20 protein-coding genes and 1 pseudogene are annotated in these 20482 nt (G+C 68.4%); 7 read left to right on the top strand and 14 right to left on the bottom strand.

Features of this window, described 5'->3' with window-relative positions:
- Both ACLL81_RS10710 and pgsA read left to right on the top strand, forming a co-directional pair.
- Window positions 1–507: helix-hairpin-helix domain-containing protein (locus tag ACLL81_RS10710; RefSeq protein ID WP_411288332.1), on the top strand; the 507-nt coding region annotated here is incomplete at its 5' end.
- A 74-nt stretch (window positions 508–581) separates the two neighbouring features.
- Window positions 582–1202, top strand: coding sequence for a CDP-diacylglycerol--glycerol-3-phosphate 3-phosphatidyltransferase (gene pgsA, locus ACLL81_RS10705; protein WP_411288331.1), 621 nt, complete (start codon window positions 582–584; stop codon window positions 1200–1202).
- A gap of 1 nt (window position 1203) precedes the next feature.
- Here pgsA and ACLL81_RS10700 read toward each other — a convergent pair whose 3' ends face one another.
- The 5 genes and pseudogenes from ACLL81_RS10700 to ACLL81_RS10680 all read right to left on the bottom strand — a co-directional run bounded on the left by ACLL81_RS10700 (window position 1204) and on the right by ACLL81_RS10680 (window position 4253).
- Entirely contained in the window at window positions 1204–1629 is a 426-nt protein-coding gene (locus tag ACLL81_RS10700) for a YciI family protein (RefSeq protein ID WP_411288330.1), read from the bottom strand.
- A gap of 90 nt (window positions 1630–1719) precedes the next feature.
- A complete protein-coding gene (locus tag ACLL81_RS10695) occupies window positions 1720–2097 on the bottom strand; it encodes a hypothetical protein (protein ID WP_411288329.1) in 378 nt (125 codons plus the stop codon).
- Between the two features lie 7 nt (window positions 2098–2104).
- Window positions 2105–3475 carry an L-serine ammonia-lyase gene (locus ACLL81_RS10690; protein ID WP_411288328.1) on the bottom strand — a complete coding sequence of 457 codons (1371 nt, stop codon included), beginning with the start codon at window positions 3473–3475 and terminating at the stop codon, window positions 2105–2107.
- Window positions 3476–3511: 36 nt separating this feature from the next.
- Window positions 3512–3635: pseudogene (locus tag ACLL81_RS10685) on the bottom strand (hypothetical protein); the annotation flags it as partial.
- A gap of 120 nt (window positions 3636–3755) precedes the next feature.
- Window positions 3756–4253, bottom strand: a complete 498-nt coding sequence (locus tag ACLL81_RS10680; protein WP_411288327.1) for an Lrp/AsnC family transcriptional regulator — start codon at window positions 4251–4253, stop codon at window positions 3756–3758.
- 141 nt (window positions 4254–4394) lie between these two features.
- Between ACLL81_RS10680 and ACLL81_RS10675 the strand changes: the two genes are divergently transcribed.
- Window positions 4395–7835, top strand: coding sequence for an indolepyruvate ferredoxin oxidoreductase family protein (locus tag ACLL81_RS10675; protein WP_411288326.1), 3441 nt, complete (start codon window positions 4395–4397; stop codon window positions 7833–7835).
- Here the strand turns inward: ACLL81_RS10675 and ACLL81_RS10670 are convergent.
- The 4 genes from ACLL81_RS10670 to ACLL81_RS10655 form a co-directional block, all read right to left on the bottom strand.
- Window positions 7832–8779, bottom strand: a complete 948-nt coding sequence (locus tag ACLL81_RS10670) for a DUF1963 domain-containing protein (protein ID WP_411288325.1) — start codon at window positions 8777–8779, stop codon at window positions 7832–7834. The two genes, ACLL81_RS10675 and ACLL81_RS10670, sit on opposite strands and share 4 nt — an antisense overlap.
- Complete coding sequence (locus ACLL81_RS10665; RefSeq protein ID WP_411288324.1) at window positions 8776–9432, bottom strand: hypothetical protein; 657 nt, start codon at window positions 9430–9432, stop codon at window positions 8776–8778. The genes ACLL81_RS10670 and ACLL81_RS10665 overlap by 4 nt, the downstream gene beginning before the upstream one ends.
- 177 nt (window positions 9433–9609) lie before the next feature.
- Window positions 9610–10395 carry a hypothetical protein gene (locus ACLL81_RS10660; protein WP_411288323.1) on the bottom strand — a complete coding sequence of 262 codons (786 nt, stop codon included), beginning with the start codon at window positions 10393–10395 and terminating at the stop codon, window positions 9610–9612.
- Window positions 10396–10401: 6 nt separating this feature from the next.
- Complete coding sequence (locus tag ACLL81_RS10655; protein WP_411288322.1) at window positions 10402–11592, bottom strand: serine hydrolase domain-containing protein; 1191 nt, start codon at window positions 11590–11592, stop codon at window positions 10402–10404.
- Window positions 11593–11698: 106 nt separating this feature from the next.
- Here ACLL81_RS10655 and ACLL81_RS10650 point away from each other — a divergent pair, with 106 nt between their 5' ends.
- Window positions 11699–12811, top strand: coding sequence for an NAD(P)/FAD-dependent oxidoreductase (locus ACLL81_RS10650; protein ID WP_411288321.1), 1113 nt, complete (start codon window positions 11699–11701; stop codon window positions 12809–12811).
- 126 nt (window positions 12812–12937) lie between these two features.
- Window positions 12938–13192 carry a hypothetical protein gene (locus ACLL81_RS10645; protein WP_411288320.1) on the top strand — a complete coding sequence of 85 codons (255 nt, stop codon included), beginning with the start codon at window positions 12938–12940 and terminating at the stop codon, window positions 13190–13192.
- 48 nt (window positions 13193–13240) lie between these two features.
- On the opposite strand, the gene nikR is transcribed toward ACLL81_RS10645, so the two are convergent.
- A complete protein-coding gene (gene nikR, locus ACLL81_RS10640) occupies window positions 13241–13711 on the bottom strand; it encodes a nickel-responsive transcriptional regulator NikR (protein ID WP_411288319.1) in 471 nt (156 codons plus the stop codon).
- Between the two features lie 165 nt (window positions 13712–13876).
- Between nikR and ACLL81_RS10635 the strand changes: the two genes are divergently transcribed.
- The gene (locus ACLL81_RS10635) at window positions 13877–15955 is read left to right on the top strand and encodes a TonB-dependent receptor (protein ID WP_411288318.1); all 2079 of its coding nucleotides are present in this window, start codon (window positions 13877–13879) and stop codon (window positions 15953–15955) included.
- Between the two features lie 8 nt (window positions 15956–15963).
- Here ACLL81_RS10635 and ACLL81_RS10630 read toward each other — a convergent pair whose 3' ends face one another.
- On the bottom strand, window positions 15964–16383 hold the full coding sequence (locus ACLL81_RS10630; RefSeq protein ID WP_411288317.1) for a DUF1428 domain-containing protein: 420 nt from the start codon (window positions 16381–16383) through the stop codon (window positions 15964–15966).
- An 18-nt stretch (window positions 16384–16401) separates the two neighbouring features.
- Here ACLL81_RS10630 and ACLL81_RS10625 point away from each other — a divergent pair, with 18 nt between their 5' ends.
- Complete coding sequence (locus ACLL81_RS10625) at window positions 16402–16917, top strand: hypothetical protein (protein ID WP_411288316.1); 516 nt, start codon at window positions 16402–16404, stop codon at window positions 16915–16917.
- Window positions 16918–17003: 86 nt separating this feature from the next.
- On the opposite strand, the gene ACLL81_RS10620 is transcribed toward ACLL81_RS10625, so the two are convergent.
- The 3 genes from ACLL81_RS10620 to ACLL81_RS10610 all read right to left on the bottom strand — a co-directional run.
- On the bottom strand, window positions 17004–18140 hold the full coding sequence (locus ACLL81_RS10620) for an acyl-CoA dehydrogenase family protein (protein ID WP_411288315.1): 1137 nt from the start codon (window positions 18138–18140) through the stop codon (window positions 17004–17006).
- Between the two features lie 56 nt (window positions 18141–18196).
- A complete protein-coding gene (locus ACLL81_RS10615) occupies window positions 18197–19402 on the bottom strand; it encodes an acyl-CoA dehydrogenase family protein (RefSeq protein ID WP_411288314.1) in 1206 nt (401 codons plus the stop codon).
- A gap of 33 nt (window positions 19403–19435) precedes the next feature.
- A partial coding sequence (locus tag ACLL81_RS10610) for an acyl-CoA dehydrogenase family protein (protein WP_411288313.1) occupies window positions 19436–20482 on the bottom strand: 1047 nt, incomplete at its 5' end.

Below are 20482 nucleotides of genomic sequence, written 5' to 3'. Positions count from 1 at the left end.
TTCGCCCGCCTGGTGAAGGAAGAGGAGTCCGGCGACGACCCCGGCAGCTCCGGCTTCGGCCGCCCCGACCTCGTGCTGATCGACGGCGGCATGGGCCAGATCTCGGCGGTGATGGAGGTGATGGCCGACCTCGGCGTCGACGACATCCCGGTGGTGGGCGTCGCCAAGGGGCCCGACCGCGACGCCGGGCTGGAGCGGTTCTTCATGCCGGGGAAGGTCCCCTTCATGCTCGAGCCCAAGTCGCCAGTGCTCTACTACCTCCAGCGTCTGCGCGATGAGGCCCACCGCTTCGCCATCGGCAGCCACCGCACCCGGCGCACCCTGGAGATGAAAAAGAACCCGCTCGACGAGATCGACGGGGTGGGCCCTGGCCGCAAGCGCGCCCTGCTGCACGCCTTCGGCTCGGCCCGCGGCGTCGCCCGCGCCTCCGTCGATGACCTGTTGAAGGTCGATGGGGTCAGCGCCCCCCTGGCCCAGCGAGTCTACGACTTCTTCCGCAAGGCCTGAAACCGCTCTCCTCGCCGACGAGGAGAGGATAGGGTAGGCGCAACGAAGCTTCACCCCGCACGCTGGGTCGACAGATGAAATCCCTCCCCAATATCCTGACCTCGATGCGCCTGGTTCTGGCGCTGTTCATGTTCCTGGCGCTGGCCGCCGCGGCGGGCGGCGTGCCCTATGTCTCCGAGCGGCTGGAGCCCATGCAGCAGTTCGCCCTGCAGCGCTGGGCGGTCTACGCCTTCGTGGTCGCCGCGGTGACCGACTTCTTCGACGGCTGGCTGGCCCGGCGGATGAACGCCACCAGCGTCTGGGGCGCCATCCTCGACCCCATCGGCGACAAGGTGCTGGTCTGCGGCGGCATCCTCGGCCTCATGGCACTCGGCCCCCAGCCGATGGTGCTGCTGCCCGCCGGCCTGATCCTGTTCCGCGAATTCACCGTCAGCGCCCTGCGCGAAGTGGGCGCCGGCCGGGGCGTCAAGCTGCCGGTCACCCTGCTCGCCAAGTGGAAGACCACCCTGCAGCTCACGGCGCTGGCCATGGAACTGATCGTGGCCGCCTGGGGCGCCTTTAGCCTGTCGGAGGAGGCGGCGATCCGCTCCTGGTTCGCGCTCGCCGCCCACGCCCTGTTCTGGGTGGCCGCCATCGTCACCCTGATCACCGGCGCCCAGTACTGGGAGCAGACCCGCAAGGCGCTGCGGGAATAGATCACCCCGCCTTGGGGGCCTTTGCCAGCTGGTCCTCGCGCCAGCGCTTCTCTTCGTCGATCATTTCCCGCGTCGCGATGCCCTCGAAGTCCTCCGGCTCCATGAAGGGCCGCAGCTCCAGGTCGGCCTCACCCATGGGCGCGCGCCTGGCCCAGTCAATGGCGTCCTGCAGGCTGTCCACCTTCCAGATCCAGTAACCGCCGATGACCTCCTTGGTCTCGGCGAAGGGGCCGTCCAGGACCGTGGGCCTGTTCGCCGAAAAGCTCAGGCGCGCGCCCTTGGCGATGGGGTGCAGGCCGGCGCCGTCCACCATCACGCCAGCGGCGATCAGCTCGTCGTTGAACTTGCCCATCACCGCCACGTCTTCGGCGTTCGGCATGGCGCCGGGCGCGGCTTCGTAGGGTTTCACTAAGACCAGTACGCGCATCGAGCATCTCCCTTGCTTGCGTCAGTTCTATTGCTGGAACGACGGGCCGGGCGGCTGTGATCCGACAAACCTGACGCAGGTGTCTTCGACCTAAACGCTCGCCAGGAGATAGGTCGCGAAGAGCGCCACGAAGACGGCGTCGACCACCAGGAACAAGCCAGTGGTCCGCAGGTAGCGCGGCCCGTGGGCCAGGACGAGGCCGATGAAGGCGGTCTTGCCCACCATAGCCAGGATCAGAGCGAAGCGCCGGGCCTCCGGATGGATCGCTCCATAGACCAGCAGCGCCCCGGAGAGGGTCACCAGAACGCCCCAGTTGCGGATCAGCAGCCGCGCCGCTGGTCCCTCCACCGCTTCGCCGAACATGCTGCGCAGCGTCCGGTCAGGGGCCAGGACCGCGCTGGCCATGGTCATGGTGAGCAGGCCCGCTACGCCCATCACCCAGCCGAAGTGGTCCACCAGCCAGATCATTATCGCCTCAGCATTCCGCCAGGTTGACGGCTAGGCCGCCCAGGGAGGTTTCCTTGTAGATCGCGCTCATGTCCTCGCCGGTGCGCTTCATGGTGGCGATCACCTTGTCCAGGCTCACCGAGTGCTGGCCGTCGCCCAGCAGCGCCAGCCGGGCGGCGTCGATGGCCTTCACCGCCCCCATGGCGTTGCGCTCGATGCAGGGGATCTGCACCAGCCCGCCGATGGGGTCGCAGGTGAGGCCCAGGTTATGCTCCATGGCGATCTCGGCGGCGTTCTCGATCTGGGCGTTCGAGGCGCCGAGCGCCGCGGCGATCCCGGCTGCGGCCATGGAGCAGGCGACGCCCACCTCGCCCTGGCACCCCACCTCGGCGCCGGAGATCGAGGCGTTCTTCTTGTAGAGTGCGCCGATGGCCGCGGCGGTGAGCAGGAAGTTGCGCCGTCCCTCCGCCGTTCCTTGGTGGAACCGGTCGTAGAACCGCAGCACCGCCGGAAGCAGGCCAGCCGCGCCATTGGTGGGCGCGGTGACCACCCGCCCGCCCGCCGCGTTCTCCTCGTTCACCGCCAGCGCCCACAGGTTCACCCAGTCCAGCGCCGCCAGGGGGTCGGCGATGCTGCGGTCGGCGTTGGCCATCAGGCTCTGGTGCACCTGGTAGGCGCGGCGCTGCACCTTCAGCCCGCCGGGCAGGATGCCGTCCGTGCGCATGCCGCGCTCGATGCAGGCGTACATGGCCGCGATGATCGCATCGAGGCCGTCGTCCAACGCCTGGCGGGGCCGCATGGCCTCCTCGTTGGCGCGCACCAGGCCGGCGATGGTCAGGTCGGCGGCGGTGGCCTGTTCAAGCAACTCGACGCCGGAATCGAACGGATAGGGGGTCGGCGGCCCCGGTTCGTCGCGGGTGTTTAGGCCCATCTCGTCCTGGTCGCGGACGAAGCCGCCGCCGATGGAGAAGTAGATCCGCTCGGCCACCGCCTCGTCGCCGGCGTCGAATGCGGTGAACTTCAGGGCGTTGGGATGCTGCGGCAGCCGCGTGCGGCCCTCCCACTTCAGGTCGGTGGTCTCGTCGAAGGCGATCTCGTGCGCGCCGCCCAGGCTCAGGCGCCTGGCGGCGCGCACCTCGCCCACCACCCGGTCGGCCTCGTCGGGGTCGAGCTTGCTGGGCGAAAATCCCGCCAGGCCCAGGATAACCGCCCGGTCGGTGGCATGCCCGCGGCCGGTGAGCGCCAGTGACGCATAGAGCGCCACCTCCACCCGGACGACCCGGGAAAGCGCCGGCCCCAGGTGCTGCAGGAACCGCACGGCGGCGGTCATCGGGCCCATGGTGTGCGAGCTGGACGGGCCGATCCCCAGCTTGAAGAGGTCGAAGACGCTGACGGTCATGGCGCCTGTCTACAGGATCATGGGCCGGAGCGTCCCTCAGCTCATCGGATCGGCGGCCGGAGTTGGTCGTCGGCAGGGGGATGAATTCGGCGTCGTCGGCGTCGGGCAGCTTCATCCGCCCGGCCTGCCAGTCGGCCTTGGCCTGTTCGAGGCGGTCCTTCCACGCATGCCCCGAAGAGGGCATGGTGCAGGCAGCGAGACTAGGCTCGGAGCCTGCGGCCGCCCTTCCACCATGCCTGCGGCGCTGTCCCCCTTCACGTAAACAGGGGAGGAAGGACTCCTAGCTTTGCGCACTCACGTAAGGGCTCACCAGCCCCAAGGGGGCGGCGGTGGTGTGTTTCACCGAGCGGATGACGATCCGGCTTTCGATGTTGGACACCAGGCCAAGGGACAGAATCCGTTCGCGCAGGAAGTTGTCGAAGGCGTGCATGTCGCGGGTGACGATGCGCAGCTCGTAGTCCGCCGCCCCGGTGACCGTGGCGCATTGCACCACCTCCGCCAGCTTGGAGATCGCCGTCTCGAAGGCGTCCAGGTTGTCCTTGGTAGGCAGGCTGAGCTTGACGGTGCAGTAGACCTCGAAATTCAGGCCCAGTTTCTCGCGGTCCAGGATGGTCACCCGGCGCTGGATGACGCCCGCATCCTCCAGCCGCTTGATCCGCCGCCAGCAGGGGCTGGAGGACAACCCCACCCGCTCGGCGATCTCGGCGACTGACAGGCCGGCGTCGTGCTGGATCAGATCCAGGATCTTGGCATCGACGGCGTCGAGGACCTCAGACAAGTTTTCCACCCTCTGCTGGCGCTCACGCGCGTCGTTCTTGCCCCAGAACTCGAACCAGGGGGCACGCTTTTGGCAAGCAATACCCGTGATCTTATATGATCTTCCAATCTCCGTGGGAGGCCCGGAAGGAAAGAAATTGCGATGCGGCGCCTGGATGTGACGCTTGACGACAAGTTTGTGCTCACCGAGGGCCGCGTCTTCATCACCGGCGTGCAGGCGTTGCTGCGCGTTCTCATGGACCAGCACCGGCTGGATCGCGCCGCCGGACTGAACACCGCAGGCTTTGTCTCCGGCTACCGCGGCTCGCCCCTGGGCGGCCTCGACCAGCAGGCCGGGCGGGCGAAAAAGCACCTCGCCGCCGCCGAGGTGGTGTTCAAGGAAGGCCTCAACGAGGACCTCGCCGCCACCGCCGTCTGGGGCAGCCAGCAGGCCAACCTTTTCCCCGGCGCCCGCTACGACGGCGTGTTCGGCATGTGGTACGGCAAGGCGCCCGGCGTCGACCGCACCGGCGACGCCTTCAAGCACGCCAACTTCGCCGGGGTCTTCCCCAAGGGCGGCGTGCTGGCGGTGGCCGGCGACGACCACGCTTGCAAGTCCTCGACCCTGCCGTCGCAGTCCGAATACGCCTTCCAGGACTTCGAGATGCCGGTGTTGTCGCCCTCCGACGTGCAGGAGGTGCTGGATTACGGCCTGATGGGCTACGCCATGTCGCGCTTCTCCGGCCTGTGGGTCGGACTGATCGCCCTGGCCGACACCATGGATTCGGGCGTCACCATCGACATCGGCATCGACCGCCACCGGATCGTCACCCCGGACAACTTCCGCATCCCGGCCGGCGGTCTCGGCATCCGGCTGAAGGACCAACCCCTGGACAAGGAGCGCCGGCTCCGCACCCTGAAGATCCCCGCCGCCCTGGCCTTCGCCCGGGCCAACCGCATCGACCGGGTGATGCAGGGCGCGTCGCGTCCGCGCCTGGGCATCGCCTGCCAGGGCCAGGCCTACAAGGACGTCATCGAGGCCTTCGCCGCCATGGGCATCAGCCCAGGCCAGGCCGCCGACCTGGGCGTGGCGATCTACAAGGTCGGTATGCCCTGGCCCTTGGAGCCCACCGGCATCCGCGCCTTCGCCGCCGGTCTCGAGACCCTGATGGTCATCGAGCACAAGCGCCCGCTGATCGAGACCCAGGCCCGAGCCGTGCTCTACGACCTGCCGGCCCACGCCAGGCCCAGGATCATCGGCAAGACCGACGAACACGGCCATCCGCTGCTCTCGCAGCTGAATTCGCTGTCGGTGGCCGAGGTGGCGCTGGCCATCGCCGACCGCCTGCCCCCCGGCCCGCACATGGAGCGCGTGCACGACTACCTGGCGCGGGTGTCCGCCGCCTCCATGGCCGCCGTGACCCTGTCTTCGGACCAGCAGAGGAAGCCGTTTTTCTGCTCTGGCTGCCCGCACAACACCTCGACCCGCCTGCCGGAGGGCTCCCGCGCCCTTGCCGGCATCGGCTGCCACTACATGGCCAGCTTCAACGACCCGTCCACCGACCTCAACAGCCACATGGGCGGCGAGGGGCTGTCCTGGGTCGGCGCCTCGCCGTTCACCGACGAGAAGCACGTCTTCGTCAATCTGGGCGACGGCACCTACAACCACTCGGGCTCGCTGGCTGTTCGCGCCGCCGTGGCGGCGGGCGCCAACATGACCTACAAGCTGCTGTTCAACGACGCCGTGGCCATGACCGGCGGCCAGGCGGCCGAGAGCGGGTTCACCGTCCCGCAGATCACCCGCCAGCTCGCCTCGGAAGGCGTCAAGACCGTCGTGGTGGTGGCCGCCGAGCCCGAGCGTTACCAGGGCGTCAGCGATCTGGCCGCCGGTGTTGAGGTGAAACCGCGATCCGAGCTGATGGCCGTGCAGCGCACCCTGCGCGACACCCCCGGCGTCAGCGTCCTGATCTACGACCAGGTCTGCGCCACCGAGAAGCGCCGCCGCCGCAAGCGCGGCAAGATGGCGGTGGCCCCCAAGCGGGTGATGATCAACCCGCTGGTCTGCGAAGGCTGCGGCGACTGCTCGCGCACCTCCAACTGCGTCTCGGTTGAGCCGCTCAACACCGAGTTCGGCCGCAAGCGGAAGATCAACCAGTCCACCTGCAACCAGGATTATTCCTGCGTCGACGGCTTCTGCCCCTCGTTCATCACCCTGGAAGGGGCAGAGAATCCGCACAAGGAGACCATGCCGGCGCTTACGGCGGACTCCACCCCGCTGCCGCAGTTCGAGATCCTCACCGGGGTTCGCAACATCGTCTTCACCGGCGTGGGCGGCTCTGGCGTCACCACCGTCGCCTCGATCCTGGGCATGGCCGCTCACGTGGACGGCCGCGCCGCCTCCGTGGTCGACATGACCGGCCTGGCGCAAAAGGGCGGGGCGGTGTTCAGCCATGTCCGCATCGGCGAGACCGAGGACGCCGTGGTCGGCGGTCGGGTGCCCGCCGCCAGCGCCCATGTGGTGATCGCCTGCGATCTGCTGGTGGCCGCCGGCGCCGACGCGCTGTCGCTCTACGCCAAGGACCGCACGGTGGCCGTGGGCAACGCCGACTTCGCCCCCACCGCCGACTTCGTCACCGACCGCGACGTGCGCTTCGACGCCGACGCCACCTCGCGCCGGATCGCCGCGGCGGTGAAGTCCTATGACGCCGCGCCTGCCCAGAACCTGGCGGTCAACAACCTGGGCGACGGCATCTACGCCAACATGATCATGCTGGGCTTCGCCTGGCAGAAGGGCGTCATCCCGATCTCCAGCCGCGCCCTCTACCGGGCCATCCGGCTGAACGGCGTGGAGGCCGACGCCAACCTCCAGGCCTTCGAGCTGGGCCGCAAGGCCGCCCACGATCCCGGCAGCCGCGGCCTGCGCGAAGACGACGTGCCAACGCCGGAGACCATGCCCCTTGACGACCTGATCGTGCACCGGGCCGGCGAACTGCGCGCCTATCAGAACGAGGCCTACGCCCGCCGCTATCTGGAACAGGTCAAGACCATCGCCGCCGCCGAGCAACCCCTGGGCTCCGACGCCCTGACCCGCGCCGTGGCCGTCAACCTCTACAAGCTGATGGCCTACAAGGACGAGTACGAGGTCGCCCGCCTCTACACCGACGGCCGGTTCCGGGCCTATCGCAACGGCACGTTCACTGGTGGCAAGACCAAGGTCTGGCTGGCCCCGCCGCTGGTGGCCCGCAAGGGTCCCGACGGCAAGCCGCAGAAGATCGCCTTTGGCGGCTGGATGCTGGACCTGGCCTTCCCGCTGATGGCCCGCATGAAAGGGCTGCGCGGCACGCCGCTGGACATCTTCGGCTACACCGACGAGCGGAAAATGGAGCGCGGCCTGATCGCCGACTACCAGGCCGCGGTCGCCCGGCTGGTGTCAGGCCTGACCCCCGCACGCCTCGACCTTGCCGTCCAGATCGCCGCCATTCCGCAGCAGATCCGCGGCTTCGGCCACATCAAGGAAGCCTCCGTGGGACCGGCCAAGGCGCAGGAGCGGCTCTTGTGGACCCAGTGGGACAAGGTCGCCGCGCGAGAGCCGGTCGAAGCTTAGCACCACTGGCTCAGCGCCACGGTCCGCGAGAAGTCGCCGGCCCGCGCGTCCGCCTCACGGATGAACACATAAAGCCGCCCGCTGTCGCCCCAGGCCATCTTCAGCGCAGCATCGGAATCAATCTGCACCAACAGGCGCCATTGCCTGGACGCCCGCGCGATGGCGGGTGGCACGGGCGCGCTCCAATCCGGCTCAATCCCCCGCCGGAGATACTCGCATTCGACCGCCAAAGAAGCATTCTGGATCTCGCTCGGGTAGCCGCCGATCCGATGCTGCAGCTCGTCCCCGAAGGGCGCGTCATGAAGGTCGGAGAGTTCATCCCAGACCGCGTCGTCATCCAGGTCCCCCACGTCGACGCCCAGCCAGTCCAAGCTTGGGACGGACGTAAATTTCTTGAAGTCCGCCCTGCGCTCGAGGAACCGCTGCTTGGCGGGCAGATCTGGCGGTGGCGGGCGGGGTGCTCCGGGCGCCTCATCGCTGTGGAGCACCCGAACGAGGTCCGCGAAGCCATATCGCTGATCGTCGTGGAAGACATAGAGGCGGCCGCCGGTGGGAAGCCAGTCCGGGGCGCCGGCGGCGCTGGCCGCCGCCAGGTCGATCTGCGCCAGGAACGCGCGCGGCGCCTTCTCACCCAGGGGCCACGGCAACGACGCCGGCAGTTCAGGGTCGCCCCCAAGCTTTGAAAAAACAGCGCCCTTGGAAGGCGTCAGCAGCAACGTCGGCTGGGCCATCCGCGTCATGCGGGCGCGCACGCGCCCCGCCGCCCTTCTGGACTCGGCGCTCGCCGACGGCGCGCGAGGATTCCCCCTGATACGGTTCCACAGTTTGTGCAGAAGAAACGCAGGGACGATCCAAACGACCAACACCAGAAGGGGAAACGTCAAGAACAGCGCGACCACCAGTAGGCTCACCACCAGGATCTGCGCGGCCTCAATAGCTGTCATTGCCGCTCACCGCTCGAATCGGCTGCCGTGGCTGAGCGGCTCGCCAACAATGCCAGCGCCGACTTGGCCCCGTCAGGCGTCCCGCGCCAATAGCGCTGGATTAGATCGTACTGAGGTTTTTTCGCGTACCGCCCGTGGATGCGCCCATGAACTTCCGGGCTCGGCATGGCGGTGATGTTGGGCGGCTGGTTCTTGAACCAGTCAGGCACGTGCCGTCCCCACCCGCCCTGCGGAATCATCCCATGGTGACCGTGCTGGCCGGCGTCGAGCGTTCCCCGCTTGCCCATCCACTTTCGGGTCGCGCTCCAAGTATGCGAACCACCCAGCTTCAGGCCGCCCTTCGCCAGTCCCTTGACGAAGAAACTCCCCGGCACGAAGTCGGATAGGGCCAAAACACCATTCCCCAGGGCTCCGATGACGTCGCGCTCATAGGCATCCGCGATCCCTTCTCGCGCCGATCCCCAGACAGGGACGAACGATTCCGCGATGCCGGGATGGGTGCGCCAATAGTCCTTTTCCCGGACCGCCCCGCTCGGCGGTTCCGGCGCCCGCGCCGCCGTCGCCCTTTGCTCATCGGCCGCCGCCTGCAGCGCGTTCAGGCGCCGCTGGCGCGCGATCATCTCGGCATAGGCCGCTGCGTCCGGATCGGCCACGGATCGGGGCTGATCGCCCCTTGCATAGGAGCCGCTCAAATTTCCCTCCTGTTATGACAGCGCCGATACGACGCCGCGCACGCCACACGGACGCGACTGTCGCCACCCTCGCAGTCTCTCAAGGCCGCCCTGGTCTGTCAAGAACAAAACATGAACAATAATGCGCGAGCGCCCGGGCTACAGTCCCTCCGACAATCGCTCGAACAGCGGCAGCAGGTCGCGTAACTCCCGGGCGTCGACGCTGTAAGTCCCGGAGAACGGGTGATCCACCGCCAGGATGAACAGGAAGATCAGGCCCAGCGACACGGCCAGGCCGGCGATGATCAGCTCGTTCGCCCAGTTGGCCGGATAGACGAAAGTATAGCTCACGATGATCGCCGAACCGGCGATCACCACCAGCCAGAACAGCACCGGCAGTTCCGCCCGGCTGGCGATCAGCCGGCTGCGGCGGTGGTCGACCACCTCGTTCAGCTTCTTGAACACTTCGCCATAGATCACCGTGTCGCGCGGGGTGCGGGGTTGGATCGTCCCCATCACCGCGAACATGCCGTCGAGCGCGGCGATGGCGCGGGGACTGGCCTCACCCTTGGCCAGCCGCGGCCACTCGTCGTCGAGCACGGCCACCACATAGGTCTTCACCGCCGCCCGCGCCGGGATCGTCTCGGGGCCATAGGTGGTCAAGTCGCGGTAGAGCTCGGCGGTCACCGCCGCCTCTCGGGCCACCGCCTCGTCGGCCACCAGATAGTCCTGCCAGACCTGCACCGCGGCGAAGGCCAGCATGATCCCGATGAACGCCGAGACCACGCCCATCACCGCGGTGGCCAGCGAGGTGACCTCCTCTGACGCCCGGTGGGGGATCAGCGCGCGCACCCCCAGGTGGCCGCCGACGCAGACGCCCACCGTCAGGCCCAGCACCACGATGGCGCTCACCCACAGGGGCAGTTGGTAGAAGATCTCACGCATCGCCGGTCACCGCGCCGCCGTGCGCACAGCTTCGACGAAGGCCGTGCGCGCCATGCTCAGCTCGCGGCCCGTCGCCTGCGGCCAGGCCGAGTTCATCACCACGATCAGCCGATCTTCCGGGAAGGTGGTGATCGACTGGCCGAAGATGCCCGAGGCTTCGTAGCTGCCGTTGGGGCGGATCCACCAGAAATAGCCGTAGCCGGCCGGGGCCGGCTGGCCGTTGCCGATCTGCACCTTGGTGGCCTCGGTGGTCCAGCCCGGCGGCAGCACCGCGCGGCCGGCAGCCCGGCCGCCGTCCAGGATGAACTGGCCCACCCGGCCATAGTCCCGAAGGGTCATGGAGATGCAGCAGCCGCCCCGCTCATGGCCGGCTGGATCCACCATCCAGATGGCGTCGCGTTCCATGCCGTACGGCTTCCAGAGCTTCTCGGAGGCGTACTGCGAGATGGGTTTGCCCACCGCGTTGGAGACCAGTATGCCCACCAGGTCGGTCTCGCCGGTGTTGTAGGTGAACTTGGTCCCCGGCGGGTTGCCCCGGGGCAGCCGCCGCATGTAGCTGACGATCGGATTGACGCCGGCCTCCAGGATCGCGCCGCCGGCGCGGGCCACGTCGGAGTTGGGGTCGGTGTAGTCCTCGTTCCACTTTACGCCCGAGCTCATCATCAGGAGCTGGCGCACGGTGACGCCGTCGTAGCCGGACCCCCTCAGTTCGGGGATGTAGTTGGTGACCACGTCCTCCAGGCCCTTGATGTAGCCGTCCTGGATCGCCGCGCCCACCAGGGTCGAGGTCACCGACTTGGCTACCGAAAACGAGGTCCAGCGCTCCGTCGGCCCGCGCCCCAGCCCATAGCGCTCCAGTAGGATCTTGCCGTCCTTCAGCACCAGCACGCCGGAGACCTTGTAGGCCGCCATGTAGTCGTCGACCGTCCAGGTGCGCCCGGCGTGGGTGAAGGTGGGTTCGATCTGCCGGCCCGCGCGGGGCAGGGGATGCACCCGGGTCCCTCGCGCGATGGTGCGGACGGTCAGGATTTTCTCGATATTGCGATAGCCCCAAGCCTGCTGCGCCGGCGTCCAGGTGAGGATCGACGCGCCCGCCGCCGGCCGCTCTGCCGTGGGCGCCGGGGCCTGCGGTGTCGCGCAACCGACCAGCAGCAATGCGGCGCCGAACGCCGCGGTCGAGACCATCCTGCGCATCATCTTCCCCCGTCTTTCCGCCAGCCTAGCTGACCGGCGGCGGGGGCGAAAGCCGACGCCCCCGCTCCCGGCGGTTTCCAACCCAAGCCTGACGCGTTAGGCCTCGGGCATGGCGGACTTCGATTTCGATGCTGTGGTGGTGGGCGCAGGCGCCGTGGGCCTGGCCTGCGGCTATGCCCTGGCTAGGCGCGGCCTGACGGTGGCGGTGCTGGAGCGCGAGGCGGCCATCGGCCAGGGCGTCTCGTCCCGCAATTCCGAGGTGATCCACGGTGGGCTCTACTACGCCACCGGCTCGCTCAAGGCCCGGCTCTGCGTCGCTGGCCGGCGCGCCCTCTACCCCTGGCTGGACGCCCACCACATCGACTACGACAAGTGCGGCAAGTGGGTGGTGGCCACCACGCCTGCCGAGGTCGAGCGCCTCGACGCCATCCTCGAACAGGCCGAGACCAACGGCGTCGAGGGCATGGCCCGGCTCTCCAAGGCGGAGGCGTTCGCCCTGGAGCCGGAGCTCAAGTGCGAGGCGGCCCTGGTCTCGCCGCAGAGCGGCGTCTTCGACAGCCACGGCTACATGCTGGCCCTGCAGGGGGAGATCGAGGCCGCGGGCGGGGCGGTGGTGCTGTCCACGCCTTTTGAGGGCGCCAGGCCCCTCGACGGCGGCGGCTTCACCGTGCGCGCCGGCGGCGAAGCGCCCACCGAGCTCACCTGCCGCTACCTGCTGACCGCGCCCGGCCTCTCGGCCCAAGGCGTCGCCGGCCTCATCGAGGGCTTCCCAGCCGACTCCATCCCGGAGCTGCACTACGGCAAGGGCGTCTACTTCCGCCTGCAGGGCAAGGCGCCCTTCGCGCGGCTGATCTATCCGCCGCCGATCCCCGGCGCGCTCGGCACCCATTACCGCCGCGACCTGGGCGGCCAGGCGGTGTTCGGCCCCGATCTCAGCTTCGTGGATGACCTGGACTACAGCGTCGACCCGAACGCCGCCGACGGCTTCTACCGCTACATCCGCAAGTTCTGGCCGGGCCTGCCCGACGGCGCGCTGACCCCCGACTACGCCGGCATCCGGCCCAAGCTGCATGGCCCAGGCGAGCCGCAGGGCGACTTCCGCATCGACGGCCACGACGTCCATGGCCTGCCCGGCCTCGTCGCCCTGTTCGGCATCGAAAGCCCCGGCCTCACCTCGTCGCTCGCCATCGGCGACGAGGCGGCGGCGCGGCTGGGGCTGTAGGAGTTTCTCATGGCTGCGGCGAAAGCCCGTCGGCCACCACGGTGGTCCAGCCAGAACCTCCAAGCGGGCGAGGGCTTGGTTCCGCTGCGTAAGCCGTCCGATGCTGACCGCAGCCGGAGGGACACCATGAAGAACCGCATGACCGAACTCCTGGGCGTGAAGTACCCCATCGTTCAGGTGCCCATGAGCGAGTTCCGCCATGCGCTCGATCTCTACTTCGGCGGCGACATGGAGGCCTCCATCGCCCTCTCGGGTCAGGTCGCCGGCCGGATCGACAGGGTTAAGCCGGTGGCCCAGGTGATCGCCGAGACGGCGGCGGAGTTCGAGGCCTGCGTCGCCGATCTCACAGCCCGCGATGGCCGCGAGTCGGCGCCGGCCTGAATGGCAAACGGCCGCCAACTTTTGGCGGCGAAGCGGGTGCGCTGGGGCCTATCCGCGGCCCGGGGTCAGGTGCGCGTGCGCGCCGTGCCGATGGTCGTGCGGGGCGGTGTGGTCGTCGTTGGGGCTGACGCTGACCAGGTTGAGTTCGCCGAACCGCACGCCCCGCTCGGCGCGCACGGCGTCGGCCAGCGCGCGGACGGCGCCGACCGGCCCCTTCAGCAGCACGCTTTCCAGGCAGTGGTCGTGGTCAAGGTGCACGTGGGTGGTGGCGATTATCAGGTCGTGATGGCGGTGGCCGATGTCGATCAGCCGCTGGGCCAGGGCGCGGACGTGGTGGTCGTAGACATAGGACAGGTTGGCCACGCAGACGCCGTCCGCGTGCTCGACCCTGCGCGCCTCAATGGCCTTGCGGACCAGGTCGCGGACCGCCTCGGACCGGCTTGTGTAGCCCTGCTCCCCTGACAGGGCGTCGAACGCCTCGGCCAGGCTCTCGTCCAGGGAAATCGTCACGCGCTGCATGGGCGCCTCCTCGCGCCCCAACAATAGAGGCCGCAAGCGGCGCGGCAAGAAACGTGGCGACGCCTGTGATCCAGGGTCGTCGTAAGAACGTACCGTCTATTGTTCATACGGTTCGGGCGGCGGCCGGATGGGCGTAGGCGTATGGCAGCCCCTCGGAACCCGAACATGACGCGACCTGTCCTGGCGCCCTGCCTTGCGGCCTTCGCTCTCCTGTCGCCGCCGCTCCAGGCCCGCGCGGCGGAGGCCGACGATCCCGTCGTCACCGCCGCGAATGAGGTTTCTGGCGTGACGGTGCCCGGTTCCCGGACCAGCCGCCTGGGGGTCGCGCAGACCGCCAACGAAGGCGTGGTCACCCTGCAGCAACTCGAGGCGCGGACGGTCTACCGGCCCGGCGAACTGCTTGAGGTGACCCCCGGCCTGATCGTCAGCCAGCACAGCGGCGAGGGCAAGGCCAACCAGTTCTACCTGCGGGGCTTCAACCTCGACCACGGGACGGACCTGCGTACCACCGTGGACGGCATGATCGTCAACCAGCGCAGCCACGGCCACGGCCAGGGTTGGACCGACGTCAACTTCCTGATCCCCGAACTCACCGCCGGCCTGGACTACCGCAAGGGGCCCTATTCGGCGGAGGAGGGCGACTTCGCCTCGGCGGGCGCGGTTTCGGTCCGCTACGTCGACACCGTGCCCGCGGGGCTGCTCAGCCTGGGCCTTGGGGAGAACGGCTATCGCCGCGCGCTGGTGGTCGACTCCTTCCAGGCGGGCCGGGGCGATCTGCTCTATGCGCTGGAGCTGTTCCACAACGACGGACCGTTCACCCGAGGCGACGACTACGCCAAGGCCAACGGCGTGCTGCGCTACAGCGCGGACCTGGCGGGCGGCCGCTTCAACGTCACCTTGATGGGCTACGACGCCAGCTGGAACGCCACCGACCAGATCCCGCTGCGGGCGGTGGCGGCGGGCGCCTTGGACCGCTTCAGCTCCATCGATCCCACCGACGGCGGCGAGGCGCACCGCTACAGCCTCTCGGGCGCCTGGCGGCGCGACACCGAGGCAGGATCGTTCTCGATGAACGCCTATCTGATCGACTGGCGCCTCGACCTCTATTCCAACTTCACCTACTTCCTCGACGACCCGGTGAACGGCGACCAATTCAGCCAGCCGGACCATCGGGTCACGTCGGGTCTCAACGCCAAGTATGCGTGGCGACGCGAACTGTTCGCCCGGCCCTGGGAGACCACGTTCGGCGTCCAGGTTCAGAACGACAACATCTTCAACGCGCTGAACAACACCCGCGCCCGGCAGGTGCTGTCGACCACGCGCAGGGACCATATCGTCGAGACCAGCGGCGCGGTGTTCGTCTCTAACGCCACCCGCTGGACGGACAGCTTCCGGACCGTCGCGGGCCTGCGGGCTGACCACTACCGCTTCAAGGTGCGCAGCGACTTCGCCCCCAACTCCGGCGAGCGCGACGACAGCATCCTCAGCCCCAGCCTCGGCCTGATCTTCGGGCCCTGGTCGAGGACCGAGGCCTACTTGAACGCCGGCGCCGGATTCCACAGCAACGACGCCCGCGGCACGACCATAGCGGTCGATCCCAAGAGCGGCGACCCAGCGGACCCCGTGCCGCCCCTGGTCCGCTCCAAGGGGCTGGAGGCGGGCGTGCGCAGCGAGTTCATCCCCCGCCTGCAGACCACGCTCTCGGTCTACGGCCTGGAGTTCGATTCCGAGCTGACCTTCGCCGGCGACGCCGGAACCACCAACGCCGGGCGCGCCAGCCGCCGCGTCGGGTTCGAGCTTTCAAATTACTACAAGCCCACCAACTGGCTGACCCTCGACGCCGACATCGCCTTCGCCCGCGCGCGATTCCGCGGCTCCCACCCGGGCGGCGATCGGATCCCCGGCGCGGTGGAGGGGGTCGCCTCGGCTGCCGCCTCGGTGGACAATCTGGGGCCCTGGTTCGGGGCCCTGCAACTGCGCTACTTCGGCCCGCGTCCGCTCATTGAGGACAACAGCGTCCGCTCTGAGTCCACCGCCACCCTCAACGGCCGCGTCGGCTACCGGATCAACCCTCGGCTGCGCGTGGAGCTGGAGGGTTTCAACCTCACCGACGAGGACGCCTCGGCAATCGACTACTTCTACACCTCGCGCCTACCCGGCGAGCCGGCGGAGGGGGTCGACGACATCCACTTCCACCCCATTGAGTCGCGCGCATTCCGCCTCAGCCTGCAGGCCACTTTCTAGACGACGCGCTACAGCGCAAGAAAGCTTTCGAACCCGCCGTAGATCATCCGCTTACCGTCGCAGGGCATGGTCTCAGCATCGGGCTTGAGGCGTGGGTCGGCCATCACCTTGGCGTTGATAGCGTCGCGCGCCGCGCGGCTCTCATAGGCGATCCAGGAGAACACCACGACCTCGCCGTCTCTGGCCTGCACCGCGCGGGGGAAGGACGTGAGTTCGCCCATCGGCACGTCATCGCCGACGCATTCCACGTAGGACAGTGCGCCGAATTTCGTCGACACTTCGCCGGCCTTGCGGGCCACTTCCTTGTAGGCCTCGATATTGGCCTTCGGCGCCGCCAGCACAAAACCATCGACATCGCGCTTGGCCGTTTGCTGCAGGCCCTTGCAGCCTGCGGTCCGAGGCGGTCTGATCGCCCAAAGACGCTCCATGTGGGGCCAGAGGATATCATGCATCCGAACTGCCTGGGATTGGCCGTCCTGGCCCTCGCCGCGGCCTGCTCTCCCGACGCCGAAATAGCCGCGTCTCCCACGCCGCCTGCCGTGGCGGCCCCGCCGGCTGCCGCCCCGCCCAGCAAGTACAAGGAAGTCGAGTCGCCCGGCGCGGCTCGCGACGCTGCCGGCGCCTACCGCAGCGACACGGTCGACGTCCTGGTGGCGCCGGCCAACCAGGCCGGCGGCGGCGACAAGCTCGAATACAAGCTGCAGATGAAGGCTGGTGACACGCTGACCTACGCCTGGGAGGCGCAGGGCGCGGGCGGTGTGTTCTGGCACGAGTTCCACGGCCACACCGGCGATACGGTGACCTTCTACAAGAAGGCCGAGGGGACGACGCACGCCGGTGTGCTGACCGCGCCCTTCGAAGGCATCCACGGATGGTATTTCGAGAACCGCGGCCCCACGCCCGTGGTCGTGCGCCTGCGCATCAGCGGCTTCTACGCGCTGGTCCCCGACGAGAAGACGTAAGGCGCGCGATCAACAGAAAACCCCGCCGGCGGCGACACCGGCGGTGCTCGTCACATCGCCCGGGCCGCGCGGACGCGGTCCGCCCCTCAGTAGCCCTGGATGCGGGCATAGCGGTCGCGGTGGTAGGCCTGGTTGCCGAAGGCGGCTTCGCAGGCGCGGGCGCGCTTCAGGTAGAAGCCCGCGTCATGGGCGTCGGTCATGCCGATGCCGCCGTGCATCTGGACCATCTCGTTGGACACCAGGTGGAAGGTGTCGCCCATCTTGGCTTTGGCCAGGCTGACCAGTTCCGGCACGTCGGGGGTGTCGTTGTCGATGGCGGCGAGGGCTGCTTCCACGGCCGAGCGCGCCAGTTCCAGGTCGGTGAACATCTTGGCCGCGCGGTGCTGCAGGGCCTGGAAAGAGCCGATCACCTGGCCGAACTGCACGCGGACCTTCAGGTAGTCCAGAGTGGTCTCGAAGGCCTGGACGGCGGAACCCAGCATCTCGGCGGCGACGCCGGCGCGGGCCCGGTCGAGGGTCTTCTCCAGGAGCTCCCAGCCGGCCTCGGCCTCCCCCAGCACGCCGTCGGCGCCCACCTCGACCTTGTCGAAGCTGATGTTGGCCGCGCCGCGGTTGTCGGCCAGGGCCAGGCGCTTGCGGGTCACGCCCTTGGCGTCGGACGGGACGAGAAAGAGGGTGATCCCCTTGGTGTCGCCGGGCTTGCCGGAGGTCCGCGCCGAGACCACCAGCAGGTCGGCGGCCATGCCCTCCAGCACGAAGGCCTTATCACCCGAGAGCGTGTAGCCGGCGCCGGACTTGGTCGCCGCCAGCGCGGTCTTTTCCGGCGCGTGGTGGGCGCCCTCGTCGACGGCCAGGGCCGCGACGATCTCGCCCGCGGCGATCTTGGTGAGCCACGCCTGCTTCTGCGCCTCCGTGCCCCCCAGCATCAGGGCCGAGGCCGCACCCAGCGCCGAGGCCAGCAGCGGCGAGGCGGTGAGCGTGCGGCCGGTCTCCTCCAGGATCAGGCCCATGGAGAGATAGCCGAAGGCCGAGCCGCCGTACTCTTCCGGCACGATCACGCCGGCCCAGCCCATCTCGGCCATCTCGTTCCAGGCGGCGGCGTCGTAGCCCAGGTCCGCGCCGCTATCGCGCATCTTGCGGAAGGCGGTCACCGGGCTCTTTTCCTGGACCCAGCTCTTGGCCGCGTCGCGCAGCATGCTCTGTTCTTCGTTCAGAACGGCCATATCGTTGTCTTTCCTCGAAAATCTGTTCGTTCAAAATGGGTTTGAAAAAGCGGCGGTCACTTGCTCTGCGTCAGGTCCGGCAGGCCCAGGATGCGCTTGGAGATGATGTTGCTCTGCACTTCCTGGCTGCCGCCATAGATGGTCACGGCCTTGCCGCCCAACCACATGCGCACGGCGCCCAGTTCGTCGGCCGTGAAGTCGTCGCCCTCCCAGCCCAGGCCCTGGTGGCCCATGATCTCCAGGGTCAGTTCGGCGCGGTCCTGCATCACCCGCGTGCCGGCGTTCTTCATGATCGAGGTGGCCGCCGAGGGCCCGGAGTTGCCCTTGGATTCCAGCATCGCGCGGATGGCGGTCTGCTGGAACGCTCGGCCCTCCATCTCGGTCTGGATGATGCGCGCGCGCAGGTCGCGGTCGGAAATCCGGCCGGTCTCGTCGACGCCCACATAGTCCTTGGCGAGCTTGGTGATCGAGCCTGCGCCCATCCGCCCGCCGCCGCCGGCGCCCGAAAGGCCCGAGCGCTCGTGCTGCAGGAGCCGCTTGGCGATCGACCAGCCGCCATTCAGCGGCCCGACCAGCTGATCCTTCTCGACCTTCACGTCGGTCAGGAAGGTCTCGCAGAACGGGGAATTGCCGCTGATCAGCTGGATCGGACGGACTTCCACGCCGGGGGTCTTCATGTCGAACAGCACGAAGGAGATGCCCTCGTGCTTCTTGGACGTGTCGGTGCGCACCAGGCAGAAGCACCAGTCGGCGAACTGCGCGCCGCTGGTCCAGATCTTCTGGCCGTTCACCAGGTAGTGGTCACCCTTGTCCTCGCACTTGGTCTGCAGGGAGGCCAGGTCCGATCCGGCGCCCGGCTCGCTGAAGCCCTGGCACCACTGGATGTCGCCCTTCACGATGGACGGGATGTGCTGCTGCTTCTGGGCCTCGTTGCCGTACTCAAGCAGCGTCGGGCCGAACATCATCACGCCCATGCCGCCGATGGGGTTGTAGGCGCCTGCGCGGTTCATCTCCTGCTGCAGGACGCGGGCTTCGGGGCCTGCCAGGCCGCCGCCGCCGTACTGGGAGGGCCAGGTGGGTACGCCCCAACCCTTCTCGCCCACGGCCTTGCGCCAGGCTTCCTGGTCGGCTGAGGGCGCGTCGCGCTCCTCGCGCATCATCGGGTTCTGCGCCCCTTTCAGGGACTTGGGAAAATTCGCTTCCAGCCACCCGCGCGCTTCCGCGCGGAAGTCTTCGAGGTCGCCGCCGCCAAAATCAGCCATCTGAAAATCGCTCCTTCAAAATATGTGATCGTCCTAGCGCGACTGGGTCAGCTCCGGGAGCCCCAGGATGCGCTTGGAGATAATGTTGTTCTGGATTTCGGCGCTGCCGCCGAAGATCGAGAAGGCCTTGGACGACAGCCAGTTTCGAACGGCGGTCAGTTCTTCCGCCTGGAAGCCTTCGCCCTCCCAGCCCAGGCCCTGTGAGCCCATCACTTCGAGCATCAATTCCAGCCTGTCCTGGCCCACCTTCATCGAGGCGTTCTTCATGATCGAGGTGGCGGCCGACGGCCCCTGGTTGGAGCGCGCCTCCGACGCGGCGCGCCGGGTGGTCTGCTGCACCAGCCGGGTCTCCATCTCGTGCTCGACGATGCGGGCGCGTAGGTCGCGGTCGCTGAGCCGGCCAGTCTCGTCGACGCCCACATAGTTCTTGGCGATCTCATGCACCGCCGCCGGCGCAGGGCCGTTCTGGCGGTTGCCCATGCCGTTGCGTTCGAACTGCAGAAGCCGCTTGGCGATGGTCCAGCCGCCGTTCAGCGGCCCCACCAGGTTCTCCTTGGGCACCTTCACATCGGTGAAGAAGGTCTCGCAGAACGGCGAGTTGCCGGCGATCAGCCGGATCGGCCGAGCCTCGATCCCCGGCGTCTTCATGTCGATCAGCAGGAAGGAAATGCCCTCGTGCTTCTTGGTGTTGTCGGTGCGCACCAGGCAGAAGCACCAGTCGGCGTGCTGGGCGCCGCTGGTCCAGATCTTCGAGCCGTTCACCAGCCAGTGGTCGCCCTTGTCCTCGCCCCGGGTCTGCAGGCCTCCCAGGTCCGATCCGGCGCCCGGCTCGGAATAGCCCTGGCACCAGCGGATCTCGCCGCGCACGATCTCGGGCAGGAAGCGTTTCTTCTGCTCCTCGGTGCCGAACTGCAGCAGCGCCGGGCCCAGCATCCAGACGCCGAAGCTCGACAGCGCCATCTGGGCGTCGATGCGGCGCAACTCGGACGCCAGCACCTTGGCCTGCTCGCGGCTCAGCCCGCCGCCGCCGTATTCGGCCGGCCATTTCGGCGCGGTCCAGCCGCGCGCGCCCATCCGCTC

Origin of the sequence: Phenylobacterium sp. (genome assembly GCF_046590535.1) — a bacterium.
GTDB lineage: Bacteria > Pseudomonadota > Alphaproteobacteria > Caulobacterales > Caulobacteraceae > Phenylobacterium.
The sequence above is the reverse complement of the archived record's forward strand: the minus strand, read 5'-3'. Positions and strand labels throughout refer to the sequence as shown.

Coding starts and splice junctions, on each gene's coding strand:
- pgsA (WP_411288331.1), top strand. CDS start 582: ATGAAATCCCTCCCCAATATCCTGACCTCGATGCGCCTGGTTCTGGCG.
- ACLL81_RS10700 (WP_411288330.1), bottom strand. CDS start 1,629: ATGCGCGTACTGGTCTTAGTGAAACCCTACGAAGCCGCGCCCGGCGCC.
- ACLL81_RS10695 (WP_411288329.1), bottom strand. CDS start 2,097: ATGATCTGGCTGGTGGACCACTTCGGCTGGGTGATGGGCGTAGCGGGC.
- ACLL81_RS10690 (WP_411288328.1), bottom strand. CDS start 3,475: ATGACCGTCAGCGTCTTCGACCTCTTCAAGCTGGGGATCGGCCCGTCC.
- ACLL81_RS10675 (WP_411288326.1), top strand. CDS start 4,395: ATGCGGCGCCTGGATGTGACGCTTGACGACAAGTTTGTGCTCACCGAG.
- ACLL81_RS10670 (WP_411288325.1), bottom strand. CDS start 8,779: ATGACAGCTATTGAGGCCGCGCAGATCCTGGTGGTGAGCCTACTGGTG.
- ACLL81_RS10660 (WP_411288323.1), bottom strand. CDS start 10,395: ATGCGTGAGATCTTCTACCAACTGCCCCTGTGGGTGAGCGCCATCGTG.
- ACLL81_RS10655 (WP_411288322.1), bottom strand. CDS start 11,592: ATGATGCGCAGGATGGTCTCGACCGCGGCGTTCGGCGCCGCATTGCTG.
- ACLL81_RS10650 (WP_411288321.1), top strand. CDS start 11,699: ATGGCGGACTTCGATTTCGATGCTGTGGTGGTGGGCGCAGGCGCCGTG.
- ACLL81_RS10645 (WP_411288320.1), top strand. CDS start 12,938: ATGAAGAACCGCATGACCGAACTCCTGGGCGTGAAGTACCCCATCGTT.
- nikR (WP_411288319.1), bottom strand. CDS start 13,711: ATGCAGCGCGTGACGATTTCCCTGGACGAGAGCCTGGCCGAGGCGTTC.
- ACLL81_RS10635 (WP_411288318.1), top strand. CDS start 13,877: ATGACGCGACCTGTCCTGGCGCCCTGCCTTGCGGCCTTCGCTCTCCTG.
- ACLL81_RS10630 (WP_411288317.1), bottom strand. CDS start 16,383: ATGGAGCGTCTTTGGGCGATCAGACCGCCTCGGACCGCAGGCTGCAAG.
- ACLL81_RS10625 (WP_411288316.1), top strand. CDS start 16,402: ATGCATCCGAACTGCCTGGGATTGGCCGTCCTGGCCCTCGCCGCGGCC.
- ACLL81_RS10620 (WP_411288315.1), bottom strand. CDS start 18,140: ATGGCCGTTCTGAACGAAGAACAGAGCATGCTGCGCGACGCGGCCAAG.
- ACLL81_RS10615 (WP_411288314.1), bottom strand. CDS start 19,402: ATGGCTGATTTTGGCGGCGGCGACCTCGAAGACTTCCGCGCGGAAGCG.